Origin of the sequence: Agarivorans sp., from assembly GCF_050295395.1 — a bacterium.
Taxonomy (GTDB): Bacteria; Pseudomonadota; Gammaproteobacteria; order Enterobacterales; family Celerinatantimonadaceae; genus Agarivorans.
The window spans coordinates 1-17,040 of the sequence record NZ_JBNKPP010000090.1 but is presented as its reverse complement, the minus strand read 5'-3'; the positions used below and the strand labels follow the sequence as shown (position 1 = coordinate 17,040).

Genomic DNA, 17,040 nt, shown 5'->3' with positions numbered 1-17,040 from the left:
TATGGCTGCAACTGAGCCTGAGTGGCTGGTTGTTTGGTTTAGCCAACCTGCTGCTGTGGATTTTAGTGCCCTTGTTTACTTTGGGTTGCCCGCCCATTCAGCAAAGTTATCGCGATTACCTGCGCGCAGCGGCCAGTGGCGATGAGCAAGCTTGTCAGCTCTTTAACCAGCAGTTGCTGCAACAAATGCACCCTTTGCACCAGTCAGATCCTGAACAATCCATCGCTTTATCTACCGGTACCCAGCTAATGTGGTTAAATTACCGCTACTATTTTGCGGTGATTTTGTTTTATGTATTGGCAGGCCCAGCGGGGGCGCTGTTTTATGCTTGTAGCCGCAGTCTCTATCTACATAAAAGTACTGAGGTTCAAGCCTTATCACCGACCATTAATCAGTTTATGCATTACTTAGATTGGCTGCCTTCGCGCATCGCTAGTCTTTGTTATCTAGCGGTGGGGCATACCGCAGCGGCCTTGCCGATTTGGCTACAGTCATTGCGCGACCGAGCGCACAGCAACGGTTATTGGTTAGCTAAAGTGGCAGTAGCTTCTGAGTTGTCAGAGGCTGATTTAGAGCATCAAGCGCTGTGTATTAGTACCACCAGTCGCTTTGTAAGTTTGGCCAAACGTTCCATCATGTTTGCCATTACCATCATAGCGCTGCTGACCATTGCCGGTTGGCTAATTTAGTTTTCCTTATCCCTCACTAGTTATTAACATCTATTGGCCATTCTCCCTCGCTTGTTTACATTTTTAGTCGAATTCTCGCTAAATTGGTCTGACCACTTTGCGGGGCGGGTGATTTATTGCTTTCTTCTAACTTAATCGCCTTATCTAAATTGATATGGGTCAATTTTTCTGGACAGCGTGTTTCTGATTTGTTAATTTGCTGCGTGTAAATTGGTATTACCAATATTAAGACCGGACATTGATGAGCTATCAGCAAATAAAACCACCCAAACTCGCCGACGTAATTGCCAAACAATTAGAGCGAATGATCCTAGAAGGGAGTTTACCGCCGGGTGAGCGTTTGCCTGCGGAGCGAGAGTTGGCCAAGCAATTTGACGTTTCACGTCCTTCGTTACGTGAAGCAATACAAAAGCTTGAAGCCAAAGGTTTGGTGGTAAGAAAACAAGGTGGCGGTACTTACGTTCAGCAAAAATTACGCGAAGCCTTAACCGATCCGCTGTTCAATTTGTTGTCCAACCATGATGAAAGCCAACTAGACTTGTTGGAGTTTCGTCACGCGGTGGAAGGGATTTCTGCTTATTATGCTGCGCTTCGGGGAACCGAAGCCGATTTAGACAAGATCCAAGCTTGTTATCAAGTGATTGAGCAAGCGCAACAAGATGGAGATACCCAAGCAGAGGCCAAAGCGGTATTACGCTTTTACGAGGCGATTACCGAAGCGTCACACAACTTGGTGTTGTTTCATCTGATTAGAGGTTTGAGTCCATTGTTGGAAAAAAACATTATGGACAATTTTCAGGTCTTGTATTCGCGCCCCAGCGTTGCCGAAAAAATTCGTCATCATCGGGTGTTAATGCTGCAAGCCATTTTGGATGGTAAGCCTGATGATGCTAGAGAAGCCTCGCACAAGCATTTGGCGTTTATTGAAGAAACGCTATTACAAATCGAACGAGAAGTTAGTCGTGTTGAGCGTTCTAACCGTCGTTTAAAACAATTGAAAGTATAAGCCGAGAACCTTGGGTTTTTGGACATTATTAATAACTGATAAGGAAACAGCCATGTCAGAGGTACTGAAGCATGATGTTGACTCACTAGAGACGAGTGAGTGGATAGACGCCATTGAATCTGTGATCCGTGAAGAAGGCGTTGAGCGTGCCCAGTTCTTGTTAGAGCAGGTCATCGCTAGTGCTAAAATCGACGGTTTAGCAGGCTCCGGCGGAGCCATCACCAGCGACTACATCAATACTATTTCAGTGGCAGAGCAACCTGAATACCCAGGAGATAGCGCGATTGAACGTCGAATTCGTTCAATCATTCGTTGGAACGCTATCATGATCGTGTTGCGCGCTTCTAAAAAGGACCTAGACCTAGGCGGTCACATGGCTTCTTACCAGTCTTCAGCTGCGTTCTACGAAGTTTGTTTCAACCATTTCTTTAAAGCTCGTAACGAAAAAGACGGTGGCGACTTGGTGTACTACCAAGGGCATATTTCTCCTGGTATCTATGCGCGTGCCTTTGTTGAAGGTCGTTTAACTGCCGAGCAACTAGATAGCTTCCGTCAGGAAGTAGACGGCAAGGGCTTAAGCTCTTACCCGCATCCCAAATTGATGCCTGAATTCTGGCAATTCCCTACCGTATCTATGGGCCTAGGTCCTATCTCGGCAATTTACCAAGCGCGTTTCCTTAAGTACTTAACCGGTCGTGGCTTAAAAGATTGTTCTGGTCAGCGTGTTTATGCCTTCCTAGGTGATGGCGAGATGGATGAGCCAGAATCACGCGGCGCTATTTCTTTTGCCGCTCGTGAGAAGCTAGACAACCTTTGCTTCCTAATTAACTGTAACTTACAGCGCTTAGATGGCCCGGTAATGGGTAACGGTAAAATAATTCAAGAGCTAGAAGGCCTATTTAAAGGCGCTGGCTGGAATGTGATTAAAGTGGTGTGGGGCAGCGAGTGGGATAGCCTACTAAGCAAAGATAGCTCTGGTAAGTTACTACAGCTAATGAACGAAACAGTTGATGGCGACTACCAAACCTTTAAATCTAAATACGGCGCTTATGTGCGTGAACATTTCTTTGGCAAGTACAGCGAAACGGCTGAGCTAGTGAAGGACATGAGCGACGATGAGATCTTCGCACTACGTCGTGGTGGTCATGACCCTGTGAAACTCTATGCCGCCTTTGATAAAGCGCGTAAAACCACTGGCGCACCGACTGTAATTTTGGCCAAAACCGTAAAAGGTTACGGCATGGGTGAAGCGGCTCAAGGTAAAAACATTGCCCACCAAGTGAAGAAAATGGACATGACTCATGTTCAACAATTCCGTGATCGCTTGGGTGTAGAGGTAAGTGACGAAGAGCTGCCAAATCTTCCTTACATTGAGTTAAAAGAAGGCAGCCCAGAGTACGATTACCTACATGCGCGTCGTAAAGAGTTGGCGGGTTATACGCCTTCGCGCTTGGCTAATTTCACACAAGCCTTAGAGATCCCTGAGTTGAGCGAATTTGATGCACTATTGGGTGAGCAAAAGCGTGATATCTCAACCACCATGGCTTACGTGCGTGCCTTAAATGTGATGTTGAAACACAAAGGTATTGGCAAAAACGTAGTGCCTATTATTGCCGACGAGGCGCGTACCTTCGGTATGGAAGGTTTGTTCCGCCAAATTGGTATCTACAACCCAAGCGGCCAAACTTATACTCCGCAAGACCGTGAGCAAGTGTCTTACTACAAAGAAGATACGAGTGGTCAGGTTCTGCAAGAAGGGATTAACGAGCTCGGCGCAATGAGTTCGTGGGTAGCGGCGGCTACGTCTTACAGCACTAACGACATGCCAATGATTCCATTCTACATCTATTACTCGATGTTTGGTTTCCAACGTGTTGGTGATATGTGCTGGATGGCTGGCGACCAACAAGCTCGTGGTTTCCTATTAGGCGCAACTGCAGGTAGAACTACGCTAAATGGTGAAGGCTTACAGCACGAAGATGGTCATAGCTTAATCTTGGCGAACACCATTCCTAACTGTATTTCTTACGATCCAAGCTTTGCTTTTGAAGTAGCGGTTATTTTGCAAGACGGTTTACGCCGTATGTATGGTGAACAAGAAAATGTTTACTACTACTTAACGCTAATGAACGAGAACTACCACCAACCAGCGATGCCGGAAGGTGCTGAAGAAGGTATTCGTAAGGGTATTTATCAGTTCCAAGCTAACCAAGGTAGCAAAGGTAAAGTTCAGTTATTGGGCTCTGGCACCATCATGCAACAAGTATTGAAAGCGGCTAAAGTGCTTAGCGAAGAATACGACATTGCTTCTGATGTATTCAGTGTGACCTCATTCAATGAGCTAACTCGTGAAGGCCAAGCGGTAGAGCGTTTAAACATGCTAAACCCAGAAGCTGAAGCGCAACAAGCTTACATTTCTCAAGTATTGGGTGATGCGCCAACCATTGCTGCAACTGACTACATGAAGCAGTACGCTGAACAAGTACGTGCTTATGTTCCAGGTAGCTACAAGGTACTAGGCACCGACGGTTTCGGCCGCAGTGACAGCCGTGAAAATCTACGTCGTCACTTTGAAGTTAATGCCGACTACATCGTGGTAGCGGCTCTGGCTGAGCTAGCTAAAGCTGGCACAGTAGACAAGAAAGTTGTGAGCGAAGCGATTGAAAAATATGGCATCGACACCAACAAAACTAACCCTCTCTACGCGTAAGGGCGAATGGCTATGAGTATTGAAATTTTTGTACCTGATATCGGCGCAGATGAAGTTGAAGTGACCGAAATCCTGGTTGAAGTGGGTGATAGCGTAGAGCTAGAGCAATCGTTGATCTCTGTTGAAGGAGATAAAGCGGCGATGGAAGTACCTGCTTCGCATGCGGGTGTAGTGAAAGAAATTAAAGTTTCGGTGGGTGACAGTGTCGCTACCAACAGCTTGATTATGATTTTTGAAGAGCAGGGCGCGGAATCGAGTGCCGCTGAGCCAGCCTCAAGCGAGCCTGCTGCGCCAGCCGCAACGGCAAGTGCGGTTGAAACGGTTAAAGTGCCTGACATCGGTGATGATGAAGTTGAAGTAACCGAAGTGGCAGTTAGCGTTGGCGATGTGGTCGAAGCCGAGCAAACCTTAATCTCTGTAGAAGGAGACAAGGCAGCTATGGAAGTTCCCGCACCTTTCGCTGGAACGGTAAAATCTATCACCATTGCGGTCGGTGATAAGGTGTCTACTGGTACGCCGATTATGGAATTTGAAATTCAAGCCAGTGCGCCGGCAGAAGCGGCAGAGCCTGCGGCTAGTTCAGCTGGGCCAGCAGCCTCTCAGGAAAAAGAAGTGAATATTCCTGACATCGGCGACGATGAAGTGGAAGTGACCGAAGTGGCGGTGGCGGTAGGTGACAAGGTAGAGCTTGAGCAAACCTTGATCTCTGTTGAAGGCGATAAAGCCGCCATGGAAGTACCTGCACCGTTTGCCGGTGTGGTTAAAGCGCTTAAAGTGGCGGTGGGTGATAAGGTGAAAACTGGTTCACTGATTATGCTATTTGAAGTGGAAGCAGAAGCGGGGGCATCGGCGCCTGCACCTGCCAAAGCGGAACCGGCTAAGCCTGCTGCTAGTGAAGCTCCAGCGGCTAAAGCTGCGCCAGCAAGTAATACAGACAAACCAAGCGGTTTTGTTGAGAACAGTGCTTATGTGCATGCCTCGCCAGTGATTCGCCGCTTAGCGCGTGAGTTTGGTGTTGACCTTGCCAAAGTTAAAGGCTCTGGTCGTAAGGGACGTATCGTTAAAGAAGACGTACAAGCCTACGTGAAACAAGCGGTTAAAGCGTTGGAGTCTGGCGCTTCTGCTGGTGGTTCAGGCATGGCGGTCGCACCGTGGCCAAGCATTGATTACTCTAAATTTGGTGAAGTGGAAGAAGTTCCACTATCACGTATTCAGAAAATCTCTGGTCCGGCTCTGCACCGTAACTGGGTGAAAATCCCTCATGTTACTCAATTTGACGAAGCGGATATTTCAGAAATGGAAGCCTTCCGTAAAGAGCAAAATGTGATTGCAGAAAAGCAGCAGCTTGGCTTTAAGATCACTCCATTGGTATTCATGCTAAAAGCTGCAGCGAAAACCTTGGAAAGCATGCCGAAGTTTAATTCTGCTCTGTCAGATGACGGCAATAGCCTGATCATGAAGAAGTACATCCATATTGGTGTGGCGGTAGATACGCCAAACGGTTTGGTTGTGCCAGTGGTTCGCGATGTAAACAAGAAAGGTATTTATCAGTTGTCTGAAGAGCTGGTAGAAATTTCTAAGAAAGCGCGTGCAGGCAAACTAACCGCTTCAGACATGCAGGGTGGTTGTTTCACTATTTCAAGCCTAGGCGGCATTGGCGGCACCCAATTTACGCCGATTGTGAATGCGCCAGAGGTGGCCATTTTGGGTGTATCGCGCAGCGAAATTAAGCCGAAATGGAATGGTAAAGAATTTGAGCCTAAGTTGATGTTACCTTTGGCTCTGTCTTACGACCACCGGGTGATTGACGGCGCCGATGGCGCTCGTTTCATCTCCACCTTAAGTGGCTTGTTGGGCGACATTCGTCGCTTAGTACTTTAGTCATAAGGGCTGGATGTTTGGCATCCGGCTCTTCTTTTTTATCACGATTAACCGTAAACTCAATTGAGCTGCATGTTTGATACCGATACCCTACGGCAGCTCAATAAGATAACAAAACCAAGAGGTCATCAATGAGTAAGGAAATCAAGACCCAGGTGGTAGTACTGGGCGCAGGCCCTGCAGGCTATTCAGCTGCTTTTCGTGCTGCCGATTTAGGTTTGGAAACAGTGATTGTCGAACGTTACGCAACCCTTGGCGGCGTTTGTTTGAACGTGGGTTGTATTCCATCAAAAGCGTTATTGCACGTAGCCAAAGTGATTGAAGAAGCTAAATCACTAGCAGAGCACGGCATTGTTTTTGGTGAACCACAAACTGACATTAATAAGATCCGTACCTGGAAAGAGAAAGTGATTGGTCAATTGACCGGTGGCCTCGACGGTATGGCTAAAATGCGTAAGGTTAAGGTTGTTCAAGGCCTTGGTAAATTCACCGGTGCGAATTCTTTGCAAGTAGAAGGCGAAGACGGTGTTACTACTATCAATTTCGACAATGCGATTATTGCAGCGGGCTCTCGCCCGGTTAAATTGCCTTTCATTCCGCATAATGACCCGCGAGTTTGGGATTCAACTGACGCCCTTGAGCTAAAAGAAGTTCCCGGTAAATTACTGGTTGTGGGCGGTGGTATTATTGGTTTGGAAATGGGTACTGTTTATGGTGCCCTAGGTAGCCAAATTGATGTGGTTGAGTTTGCTGACCAACTAGTACCAGCGGCAGATAAAGATGTAGTACGCGCTTACACCAAGAAGGTGAAAGACAAGTTCAACATTATGCTAGAAACTAAAGTAGTAGCGGTTGAGTCAAAAACTGATGGCTTATACGTGACTTACGAAGGTAAGCAAGCGCCGCATGAGCCAGTACGTTACGACGCGGTATTGGTGGCGGTGGGTCGTGTACCTAATGGTTTAGGCTTAGACGCAGAAAAAGCCGGTATTGAAGTGACCGAGCGTGGTTTCATTGAGGTTGATAAACAGCTGCGTACCAATGTGCCACACATTCATGCGATTGGTGACATCGTGGGTCAGCCCATGTTGGCGCACAAAGGCGTGCATGAAGGTCACGTTGCTGCAGAAGTAATTGCCGGTAAGAAACATTTCTTCGATCCTAAAGTGATTCCTTCTATTGCTTACACCGAGCCAGAGATGGCATGGGTGGGCTTAACCGAGAAAGAAGCCAAGGCTCAAGGTATTAACTACGAAGCATCGGTATTCCCGTGGGCTGCTTCGGGTCGCGCTATTGCCTCAGACTGTCCTGATGGTATGACTAAGATGATTTTTGATAAAGAATCTGGTCGTGTTATTGGTGGTGCGGTTGTGGGCACTAATGGCGGTGAGCTATTAGGTGAGATTGGTTTGGCCATTGAAATGGGCTGTGATGCTGAAGACATCGCGCTAACTATTCACGCTCACCCAACCTTGCATGAATCAGTAGGTTTAGCTTCAGAAATTTTTGAAGGTAGCATTACCGACTTGCCTAATGCGAAGGCCAAGAAAAAGAAAAAATAGACTCTAAGCGTCTAAAAAACTAAAGTGATAAAGGCAGCCTCGGCTGCCTTTATAGTATTGCTTTCAAAGGAATGGAACTTGTCACGTTTATTGGCCAAAGGCTTGCTGCTAGTGGCTTGCTGCCTGTTTTCTCTCAACTCTTTTGCTCGACCCAAAATTGGCTTAGCGCTCAGTGGCGGAGGCGCGAAAGGGGCCGCTCATCTAGCGATTATCCAATTACTCGAAGAATATCAAATCCCAGTTGATTATGTCGCAGGTACCAGCATGGGTGCTTATTTTGGCGCTATGCTGGCAATGGGCTATGACGCACAAGAGATCGAAGACGTCACTTTTTCCATTTTTTGGGAAGGCGGATATGAAGATGACGTGACTCGCGGAGAAATGTCATTACGCCGCAAGAAGTTACGCGATCAATATCAAATTGATTTACCGATGGGCTGGAATGGCCAAAACGTGGTGCTGCCTAAAGGGGCGGTACAAGGCCAAACCATGGCTAAAATATTACGTTATGCCACCAGTAACTTAGAAGCGCTAAGCAGCTTTGATCAGTTAGCCATTCCATATAGAGCGGTAGCCACCGACATGGCCTTGATGAAGCCGGTCATTCTTGACCATGGTGATTTGGCTACCGCCATGCAGGCCAGCATGTCGGTTCCGGGGGCCTTACGCCCAGTGCAAATTGACGGCCGCCAACTGGCCGATGGTGGGGTGGTGAATAACTTGCCTGTTGATGTGCTTAAAGAGATGGGGGCAGAGCTGATTATTGCGGTGGATATTGGCGCGCGACTTAAACCTCAGGAGCAATTAAATAGTGCCGTTGATACGCTTGATCAGTTGTCGATTTTTTTAACCCGCTCAGGAACGGAGCGGCAAATCGCCTTACTCGATGACGACGATTTATTAATTAGCCCCAATATGGATGGCATTGAAACTGGCGACTTTGCGCTGATGCCTCTTGCGGTAACTCGAGGATTAGAGGCGGGGCGTGCGCCGCTTGCCGCATTGGCCAAGCGTTTAGCCTTGGGAGATGAGCCTCAGCAGTATTTAGCTTACCGCCAGCAAGTTAATCAGCGACGTGCCGACTTGGCCTTGCATGAGCAATTCGTGGTGGGGAAAATTAAACTTAACAATAATTCAAGGCTAGGCGATGAGGTGGTGTTGTCTCGCTTGCAGTTGAACCAAGGTGAATTGTTATCTAAGGAAGAGCTAGAACAGCGGATCCGCCAGCTTTATGCCTTAGGCACTTTTGAGCGAGTGGATTACCGTATTGCCACTGAACAAGGCGAAAATGTTATTCATCTTGATATTTATGAAAAAAGCTGGGGGCCGGGTTATTTTGATATGAAGTTTGGCCTTCAGGAAAACTTCCAGGATCAAACTGAAGTGAACTTTGGTTTAGGTTTTACCTTATCTAACCTCAACCGCTATGGTGCTGAATGGCGTAATGAGGTGGAAGTGGGCACGGTGAAACGTTTATATACCGAGTTTTATACGCCGTTTACCGACCACCTTCGCTACGCTTGGTCTGTCGCTGCGGAGTACGATAAACGCCAGCGGCGAGTTTATGATGTCGGCGAGGGAGTTGAGTACCTCGCGGTTGATTTTGAAGATATAGGCCTGCGTACTCATCTTGCTTGGAATTATCGTCCTTGGCAGGAGTGGGGGCTAGGGCTAGCGGCTAAACACGGTGCTTTGGATGTATCTGGCTTAGATGGTGAGGCTAATTATTGGCTTTATGGACCTTATTTAACTTTTGATTATGACACGCTAAATAGTTGGGCTTTTCCTACTGAAGGAAAGCTACTTGAGTTGACCTTAAGCCTCTATCATGAAAACGTCAGCGATGAATCGAGCGCTTATTCTCCGAGTTTTGAAGGGCGTTGGAAATACCCCTTTTCTTGGGGTAAACATCATTTGAATTGGTTTGGTGAATACGGCAGTACCGGTAGTGATTTTGTTATTCCTACCGATGCTCAAGATTTAGGTGGGTTTTTACGCCTGTCTGGTTTTAGTTATGAGCAGCTATCGGGGCGTTACAAGGCCTTAAGTGGATTAATGTATTTTTATCAACTACATCACTATAACAGCCCGATATTTCAAGCACCGGTGTTTATTGGCGGTTCGATTGAAAACGGTGGGGTTTGGAATAGCGCTAGTGACATCTCACTACATTCGTCACTATGGGCAGCTAGCTTGTTTACTGCCTTGGATAGCAGCCTTTTAGGGCCGATTGTTTTAGCTTATGGCCACAATCAAGAAGAACAAACTTTATATCTGTTTATTGGCAACGACTTCTAAATATTGCCTAAATGTAAATTAAATGTAACTTGAGGCTCTGTGGCTAAAGTATTACATGCATGTTAAGGTATTGTTTTTATTGGGTTTTGTTGGTTTTTTTAAGTTTTTGCTAAAACATCTATATTTTAATTTATAGTTAAAACAGCTATAATCACCACCCCATGAGGCCAGTTATAGTAAAGGCCCAACATATGGATATCCCCCTTCGGGCATTATTACAATAAGGAGCGAGCCGTGCTAGAGAGCTACCGCAAACACGTCGAAGAGCGTGCTGTTGAAGGTATTGTACCTAAACCCCTTGATGCTGAACAAACTGCAGGATTAGTTGAGTTACTTAAAGCGCCCCCAGCCGGTGAAGAAGACTTCTTACTCGACTTACTCGCGAATCGAATTCCCCCAGGTGTTGATGAAGCCGCCTATGTAAAAGCGGGATTTTTAGCTGCTGTGGCCGCTGGTGAAGTGAGTTCCTCAATAGTTTCTCCTGCTTATGCCACGGAATTGCTAGGCACTATGCAGGGCGGTTACAACATTGAGCCGCTAATTTCTTTGTTAGATAATGATGAACTGGCTCCAATTGCAGCTAAAGCCTTGTCTCATACCCTGTTGGTGTTTGATGCCTTCCATGATGTAGAAGAGAAGGCCAAAGAGGGTAACCAGTTTGCCCAGCAAATCATGCAGAGTTGGGCTGATGCGGAGTGGTTTTTAAGTCGCCCTGAAGTGGCTGAAAAGTCTACTTTAACCGTATTTAAAGTCACTGGCGAAACCAATACCGATGATTTATCGCCAGCGCCAGATGCTTGGTCTCGTCCTGATATTCCATTACATGCTTTAGCGATGCTGAAGAATGCCCGTGAAGGCATTGAACCCGATCAGCCCGGCGTGGTTGGCCCGATGAAGCAGGTTGAAGCGTTAAAAGAAAAAGGACACCCACTGGTTTATGTGGGTGATGTTGTGGGGACGGGGTCTTCACGTAAGTCGGCGACTAACTCGGTGCTTTGGCTAATGGGGGACGACATTCCTTACGTGCCAAACAAACGTGGTGGCGGTTTCTGTTTGGGCGGTAAAATTGCCCCTATCTTCTTCAATACCATGGAAGATGCTGGAGCCTTGCCCATTGAACTGGACGTTGAAGCGCTTGCTATGGGAGATGTGATCGACATCTATCCATTTGCTGGAGAAGTGAAAAAAGCCGGTACTGACGAGGTTATCTCGACCTTTAAGCTAAAAACCGAAGTGTTGCTTGATGAAGTTCGTGCGGGCGGTCGTATTCCATTAATTATTGGCCGTGGCTTAACCGACCGAGCTCGCGCTTCTCTAGGTTTAGAGCCTTCCACAGTATTTAAACGCCCACAAGACGTAGCCGCTTCAAGCAAAGGCTTTACGCTGGCGCAAAAAATGGTGGGTAAAGCTTGTGGTGTGGCCGGCATTCGCGCAGGTCAATATTGTGAGCCGAAAATGACGACCGTGGGTTCACAAGATACCACCGGCCCAATGACGCGCGATGAATTAAAAGATTTGGCTTGTTTGGGCTTCTCAGCCGACTTAACCATGCAGTCTTTCTGTCATACTGCGGCATACCCTAAACCGGTAGACGTTACCACCCATCATACTCTTCCTGATTTCATCATGAATCGTGGTGGTGTGTCGTTGCGTCCCGGTGATGGCATTATTCACTCATGGTTAAACCGCATGTTGTTGCCTGATACCGTTGGTACCGGTGGTGACTCACATACACGTTTCCCTATTGGTATTTCTTTCCCTGCGGGTTCAGGTTTAGTGGCTTTTGCTGCTGCAACCGGTGTTATGTCGCTAGATATGCCTGAATCAGTTTTGGTTCGCTTTAAAGGTGAAATGCAACCTGGTGTAACCTTGCGTGATTTGGTGCATGCGATTCCTTATGCGGCGATTCAGCGCGGTTTGTTAACTGTTGAGAAAAAAGGTAAGAAAAACATTTTCTCTGGTCGCATCTTAGAAATCGAAGGCTTGGAATCGCTAAAAGTAGAGCAAGCTTTTGAGTTATCTGATGCGTCAGCAGAGCGCAGTGCTGCGGGTTGTACTATCAAGTTAGGTAAAGAGCCCATCATTGAATATCTAAATTCCAACATCGTCATGTTGAAGTGGATGATCGCTGAAGGCTATGGTGACAGACGTACTATTGAGCGTCGAATCACTGCAATGGAAGAGTGGATTGCTAACCCAGAGCTAATGGAAGCCGACGCCGATGCCGAATATGCTGAGGTAATTGAAATTGATTTAGCTGAAATTCGTGAGCCGGTATTGTGTGCGCCGAACGACCCTGATGATGCGCGTTTATTATCAGAAGTCGCGGGTCAGAAGATTGATGAAGTATTCTTGGGCTCATGTATGACCAACATCGGTCACTTCCGTGCCGCAGGTAAGTTGCTTGATAAACATAAAGGTGCCTTACCTACGCGGATGTGGGTTGCTCCTCCAACGCGTATGGATCAAAAACAATTAACTAACGAGGGTTACTACGGTATTTATGGTCGTGTTGGCGCCCGTACCGAGATCCCTGGTTGTTCTTTGTGTATGGGTAACCAAGCGCGAGTAGCCGATAACTCTACGGTTGTGTCTACTTCAACGCGTAACTTCCCTAACCGTTTAGGTACTGGGGCTAACGTGTTTTTGGCGTCCGCCGAGTTGGCTGCGGTGGCGGCAATTTTAGGTAAGCTTCCTACTCCGGAAGAATATTTAGAATATGCAGCGCAAATTAACGCGACAGCGGCAGATACTTATCGTTACTTAAACTTCGATCAAATTAGCGATTATACCGATAAAGCTGATGATGTGATCATTCAAAAAGCAGTTTAAATGTTGCTTTGAAAAACAAAACGCGGCCTATGCCGCGTTTTTTTATATCTGCTAGCCAAACCCCAAGTTGAACTGTTATTATATTAAAGACTAAAAAATATCAATTTTTTCGCTCAATATTACAAAATAAACATAAAATCCCCTATTATATCCTGCTGAATTTGGATGATTACAGTTTTTACTGTATAAAAGGGAACGCTAGAATTACTAGTTTATTCGCTTGCTGTTGGAAGACGATATGTCCTTTAATGATGTTGTTGTAGTTGGCCCGTTGGCCGTAGATATGAGCCAAAATAGTATTACGTTTAAGGATAGAACTGCCTATTTAGGTCCGTTAAGAACCCATTTGCTGGGGTATTTGTGCAAACATGTTAATCAAGTTGTAGGAAGAGACGACTTGTCTGAAGCTGTTTGGGGGCGTAGTGTCTCCGATCATACTATCAATCAGCACATTTCTCAGTTACGCAAAGTCCTCACTACTGTAAATAATACTGAGCTTACTATCGCTACTATCCCTAAAAAGGGCTATATCGCGAGGTGTGAATCGGAACCAGGCTTAAACCTGCTCAAGTCTGAAGCGATTTTTGAACAGCCTAAAGCTGCGCTATTTAGTGATCCTGATACCTGTGAGCAGATCCTCGCCGCTAAAACCGAGGGCGAATTAAACTATCTAGAAGTCTTCTCGGATTTAGATGAGCTACATCAGCGATTGATGAGCCATGAGTTTCAAGCGATTGTTGTGGACACCGAGTTGGAAGGCTATCAAGGCCTGCAACTCATCAAGGCAATACGAACTGGCAAAACATTAGCCAGCTCAGACGTAGCAATTGTTTCCATCAACTCTGAGGCAAATAAGCAGTTACTTGGTTTCAACGTATTGTTGGATGTGCAAGGCTTGGTGATAAAACCACTTAATCTTGAGACCCTCGATAAGAAGCTAAAAGCTGCAGTGGCGGCGCGCTTTAAACTTAAACCTAATGCCGCTTATGACTTGGTTCCGACTAGGCTTGAGACGACAGTTAGCGTAAACTTAGCCGCTGCTTGTGTGAATAATTAAAGTGTAACTATGGAACTGACGATACGCCGTTCTTTGGACGGTCAATTAATGATTGATTGTGGTGATGAGCATCGTTGTTTAGCGATGTGGTTGGAACGAGAAATCAATAAACATCGTCAGTTTCCACAACAGCTGCTGGCCCAGCTAATGGCCCTGCATGAGTTAGCCGAGTTACGACTGGATAGCGATGAATTTCGCTTTATCGCTAATCGAGACGAAATCTTGATTTCAGTATCCGAAGACTCTCTCGAACAACCTAGTTCCCTGATTGATCAGCCGATGAGCCTTGATGCCAGTGAAAGTGCCTGTGGCTTCGATGACTTCATTGAGCTATTAAATGCAATTGCTTCTTATTAAGCTGGTGCAAGCTTGCATTCATGGCTAAAGCTCGCCAATTTATCCTCACTTAAGAAATTCCTCCTCTTAATCATTTAGTTAAACTTTTACCCTTGGTTTTTGTTTCCTCCTTGATGTTGTTAATTAGGGGGCTTGCACACTATTAGTGCTGCTTTCCCGCGGCGGATAATGGATTGAACCTATATGGCGCAGCTAATAAAGAATATGCACCGTATTGGTGCTTTGTGTTTTGTTTTGATTTTTCTTTTTGATTTTAAGTGTTTGATAAATATTGATTTATTGCTTTTGGCATAAGCTTTGTATTTGCTTAAGAGGGAAAAGTTAACGATGACTCTTTGGAGGAGCTCAAATGAAACTAATTAGCGCGATAATTAAGCCATTCAAATTGGATGACGTGCGTGAAGCCATTGCTGAAGTTGGCGTAGATGGTTTGACAGTGTCAGAGGTAAAGGGTTTTGGCCGTCAGAAAGGTCATACCGAACTTTATCGTGGTGCTGAATACCAAGTCGATTTTTTACCAAAAGTGAAGTTAGAAATTGCCACTAGCTCAGAAAATGTAGACCGCATCATTGAGGCGATTTCAAGTGCAGCTTACACCGGAAAAATTGGTGACGGCAAAATTTTTGTTTATGACTTAAGCAATGTTGTACGTATTCGTACTGGCGAAATGGATGGAGAGGCTATCTAAGTTTGACCTTAGCTGGCTAATAATAGGGATTACGGGGAAGTAATTATGGAAAACGAAATTTATCAACTGCAATACGCCATCGACACCTTTTACTTTTTGGTGTGTGGCGCCTTAGTTATGTGGATGGCTGCTGGTTTCTCAATGTTGGAAGCTGGTTTAGTTCGCGCTAAAAACACCACTGAAATCTTAACTAAAAACATCGCTCTTTATTCTATTGCTTGTGTGATGTACCTGATTTGCGGTTACGCCATCATGTACGACGGAACAGCATTCTTGTCTGGCATTGAAGCCTTTGACTTAGGCGGCATTCTAGCCTCTAAAGCCGAAGAAGGCTTTGAGGGCGGAAGTGTTTACTCTGGTGCTTCAGACTTCTTCTTCCAAGTAGTATTCGTTGCCACGGCTATGTCAATTGTATCTGGTGCCGTAGCTGAACGTATGAAGCTTTGGGCCTTCTTGATTTTCGCTGTAGTGCTTACTGGTTTCATCTACCCTCTAGAAGGTAGCTGGACTTGGGGCGGTCAATCTGTGTTTGGTTTATACGAACTTAACTTCTTTGACTTCGCGGGTTCAGGTATTGTTCACTTAGCCGGTGCCTCTGCTGCACTAGCCGGTGTATTACTACTAGGTGCTCGTAAAGGTAAATACGGTAAAAACGGTTCAATTAACCCAATCCCTGGTTCTAACATGCCGCTAGCGACAGTAGGTACCTTCATTTTATGGATGGGTTGGTTCGGCTTCAATGGTGGTTCTGTATTGAAACTAGCCGATGCTGCTAACGCTCACTCTGTTGCAATGGTATTCCTAAATACTAACGCTGCTGCGGCTGCTGGCTCACTTACAGCTCTTATCGTATGTAAGTTAACTTGGGGTAAAGCTGACCTAACAATGCTATTAAACGGCGCTTTAGCGGGTCTAGTGGCAATTACTGCTGAACCTTCTACACCAACCGCGCTTCAAGCCACTTTATTCGGTGCTGTAGCAGGCGTATTGGTAGTTGCTTCTATCGTATTCTTCGACAAAATTAAGATTGACGATCCAGTAGGTGCTATCTCAGTACACGGTGTGGTTGGCTTGTTCGGTCTATTGATTGTGCCAATTACTAATGGTGACGCTAGCTTCGGTGGCCAAATTGTTGGTGCTCTAACTATCTTCGGCTGGGTATTTGTTTCAAGCTTCATCGTGTGGAGCATCTTGAAAGCAGTAATGGGTATCCGAGTTTCAGAAGAAGAAGAAATGAACGGTATGGACCTTTCAGATTGTGGCATCGATGCCTACCCTGAGTTCGTAACAGTAAAATCTTCTAGCTAATATTTAGTTAACAAAATCTTGATTTAAAGGCCTGCTTTGCAGGCCTTTTTCATGTTTTACTGGTAGTCAATTTTAGTTAGCCATGTTAACCTTAAATCAAATGATAACGATTAGTGTTTAACTTTTTTTGGGGATCTGTCTGTGAAAAAATTTGGTTTTTTTTCTACCTTTCCATTGTTAGCTAGCTTGCTAGTTGCTGGGCCAAGTTACGCGGGTGAAGAGGTTAACCTTTACTCCTACCGTCAACAAAGCTTGCTACAACCTTTAACTGATGCATTTACTGCTGAAACGGGCATTAAGGTGAATGTGGTTCATGCGGAAAAAGGTTTGGCTGAAAAGATTAAAGCCGCTGGCGCCAATAACCCAGCTGATTTGGTGTTAACCGTAGACATTGGTCGCTTGGAAGAAGTGCGCGCTGCAGGTCTACTTGCACCGGTTAATTCACCAGTACTGAATGAGGTTGTTCCTTCTCATCTGCGTCATCCGGATAACCTTTGGTTTGCTTTAACCACTCGTGCACGGGTTATTTATGCAGATAAAGATCGTGTAAAAGAAGGCGAACTCAAGTCGCTAAACGATTTAACCGACCCTAAATGGAAAGGGCGCATTTGTACCCGTTCAGGTAAACATGTGTATAACATTGGTCTGATCG

Annotated in this window: 12 protein-coding genes; all 12 read left to right on the top strand. The window is 45.8% G+C overall.

All coding sequences use genetic code 11. The features are described 5' to 3' along the window. Nucleotides 1-689, top strand: a 689-nt coding sequence (gene ampE, locus ACQY6Q_RS05315; RefSeq protein ID WP_427978744.1) for a regulatory signaling modulator protein AmpE, incomplete at its 5' end; no start/stop codon positions are given. Nucleotides 690-930: 241 nt separating this feature from the next. Further along, the gene (gene pdhR, locus ACQY6Q_RS05310; RefSeq protein ID WP_055732781.1) at nt 931-1,695 is read left to right on the top strand and encodes a pyruvate dehydrogenase complex transcriptional repressor PdhR; all 765 of its coding nucleotides are present in this window, start codon (nt 931-933) and stop codon (nt 1,693-1,695) included. A 52-nt stretch (nt 1,696-1,747) separates the two neighbouring features. After that, nucleotides 1,748-4,405 (top strand): pyruvate dehydrogenase (acetyl-transferring), homodimeric type, encoded by a 2,658-nt coding sequence (gene aceE, locus ACQY6Q_RS05305; RefSeq protein ID WP_427978740.1) that lies wholly within the window; start codon nt 1,748-1,750, stop codon nt 4,403-4,405. 12 nt (nt 4,406-4,417) lie between these two features. Next, on the top strand, nt 4,418-6,286 hold the full coding sequence (aceF, locus tag ACQY6Q_RS05300; protein WP_427978737.1) for a pyruvate dehydrogenase complex dihydrolipoyllysine-residue acetyltransferase: 1,869 nt from the start codon (nt 4,418-4,420) through the stop codon (nt 6,284-6,286). A 131-nt stretch (nt 6,287-6,417) separates the two neighbouring features. After that, nucleotides 6,418-7,848, top strand: a complete 1,431-nt coding sequence (gene lpdA, locus ACQY6Q_RS05295; protein ID WP_188407282.1) for a dihydrolipoyl dehydrogenase — start codon at nt 6,418-6,420, stop codon at nt 7,846-7,848. Nucleotides 7,849-7,926: 78 nt separating this feature from the next. Next, a complete protein-coding gene (locus ACQY6Q_RS05290) occupies nt 7,927-10,146 on the top strand; it encodes a patatin-like phospholipase family protein (RefSeq protein ID WP_427978734.1) in 2,220 nt (739 codons plus the stop codon). A 234-nt stretch (nt 10,147-10,380) separates the two neighbouring features. After that, nucleotides 10,381-12,978 (top strand): bifunctional aconitate hydratase 2/2-methylisocitrate dehydratase, encoded by a 2,598-nt coding sequence (gene acnB, locus ACQY6Q_RS05285; protein WP_427978732.1) that lies wholly within the window; start codon nt 10,381-10,383, stop codon nt 12,976-12,978. Between the two features lie 238 nt (nt 12,979-13,216). Beyond that, complete coding sequence (locus ACQY6Q_RS05280) at nt 13,217-14,035, top strand: winged helix-turn-helix domain-containing protein (protein WP_427978730.1); 819 nt, start codon at nt 13,217-13,219, stop codon at nt 14,033-14,035. Nucleotides 14,036-14,044: 9 nt separating this feature from the next. Then, nucleotides 14,045-14,392 (top strand): YacL family protein, encoded by a 348-nt coding sequence (locus ACQY6Q_RS05275; RefSeq protein ID WP_427978728.1) that lies wholly within the window; start codon nt 14,045-14,047, stop codon nt 14,390-14,392. A gap of 349 nt (nt 14,393-14,741) precedes the next feature. Beyond that, nucleotides 14,742-15,080 carry a P-II family nitrogen regulator gene (locus ACQY6Q_RS05270; protein ID WP_055732774.1) on the top strand — a complete coding sequence of 113 codons (339 nt, stop codon included), beginning with the start codon at nt 14,742-14,744 and terminating at the stop codon, nt 15,078-15,080. A 45-nt stretch (nt 15,081-15,125) separates the two neighbouring features. After that, nucleotides 15,126-16,388, top strand: coding sequence for an ammonium transporter (locus tag ACQY6Q_RS05265; RefSeq protein ID WP_055732773.1), 1,263 nt, complete (start codon nt 15,126-15,128; stop codon nt 16,386-16,388). A 141-nt stretch (nt 16,389-16,529) separates the two neighbouring features. After that, on the top strand, nt 16,530-17,040 hold a 511-nt coding region (locus ACQY6Q_RS05260; protein ID WP_427978725.1), incomplete at its 3' end, for an extracellular solute-binding protein.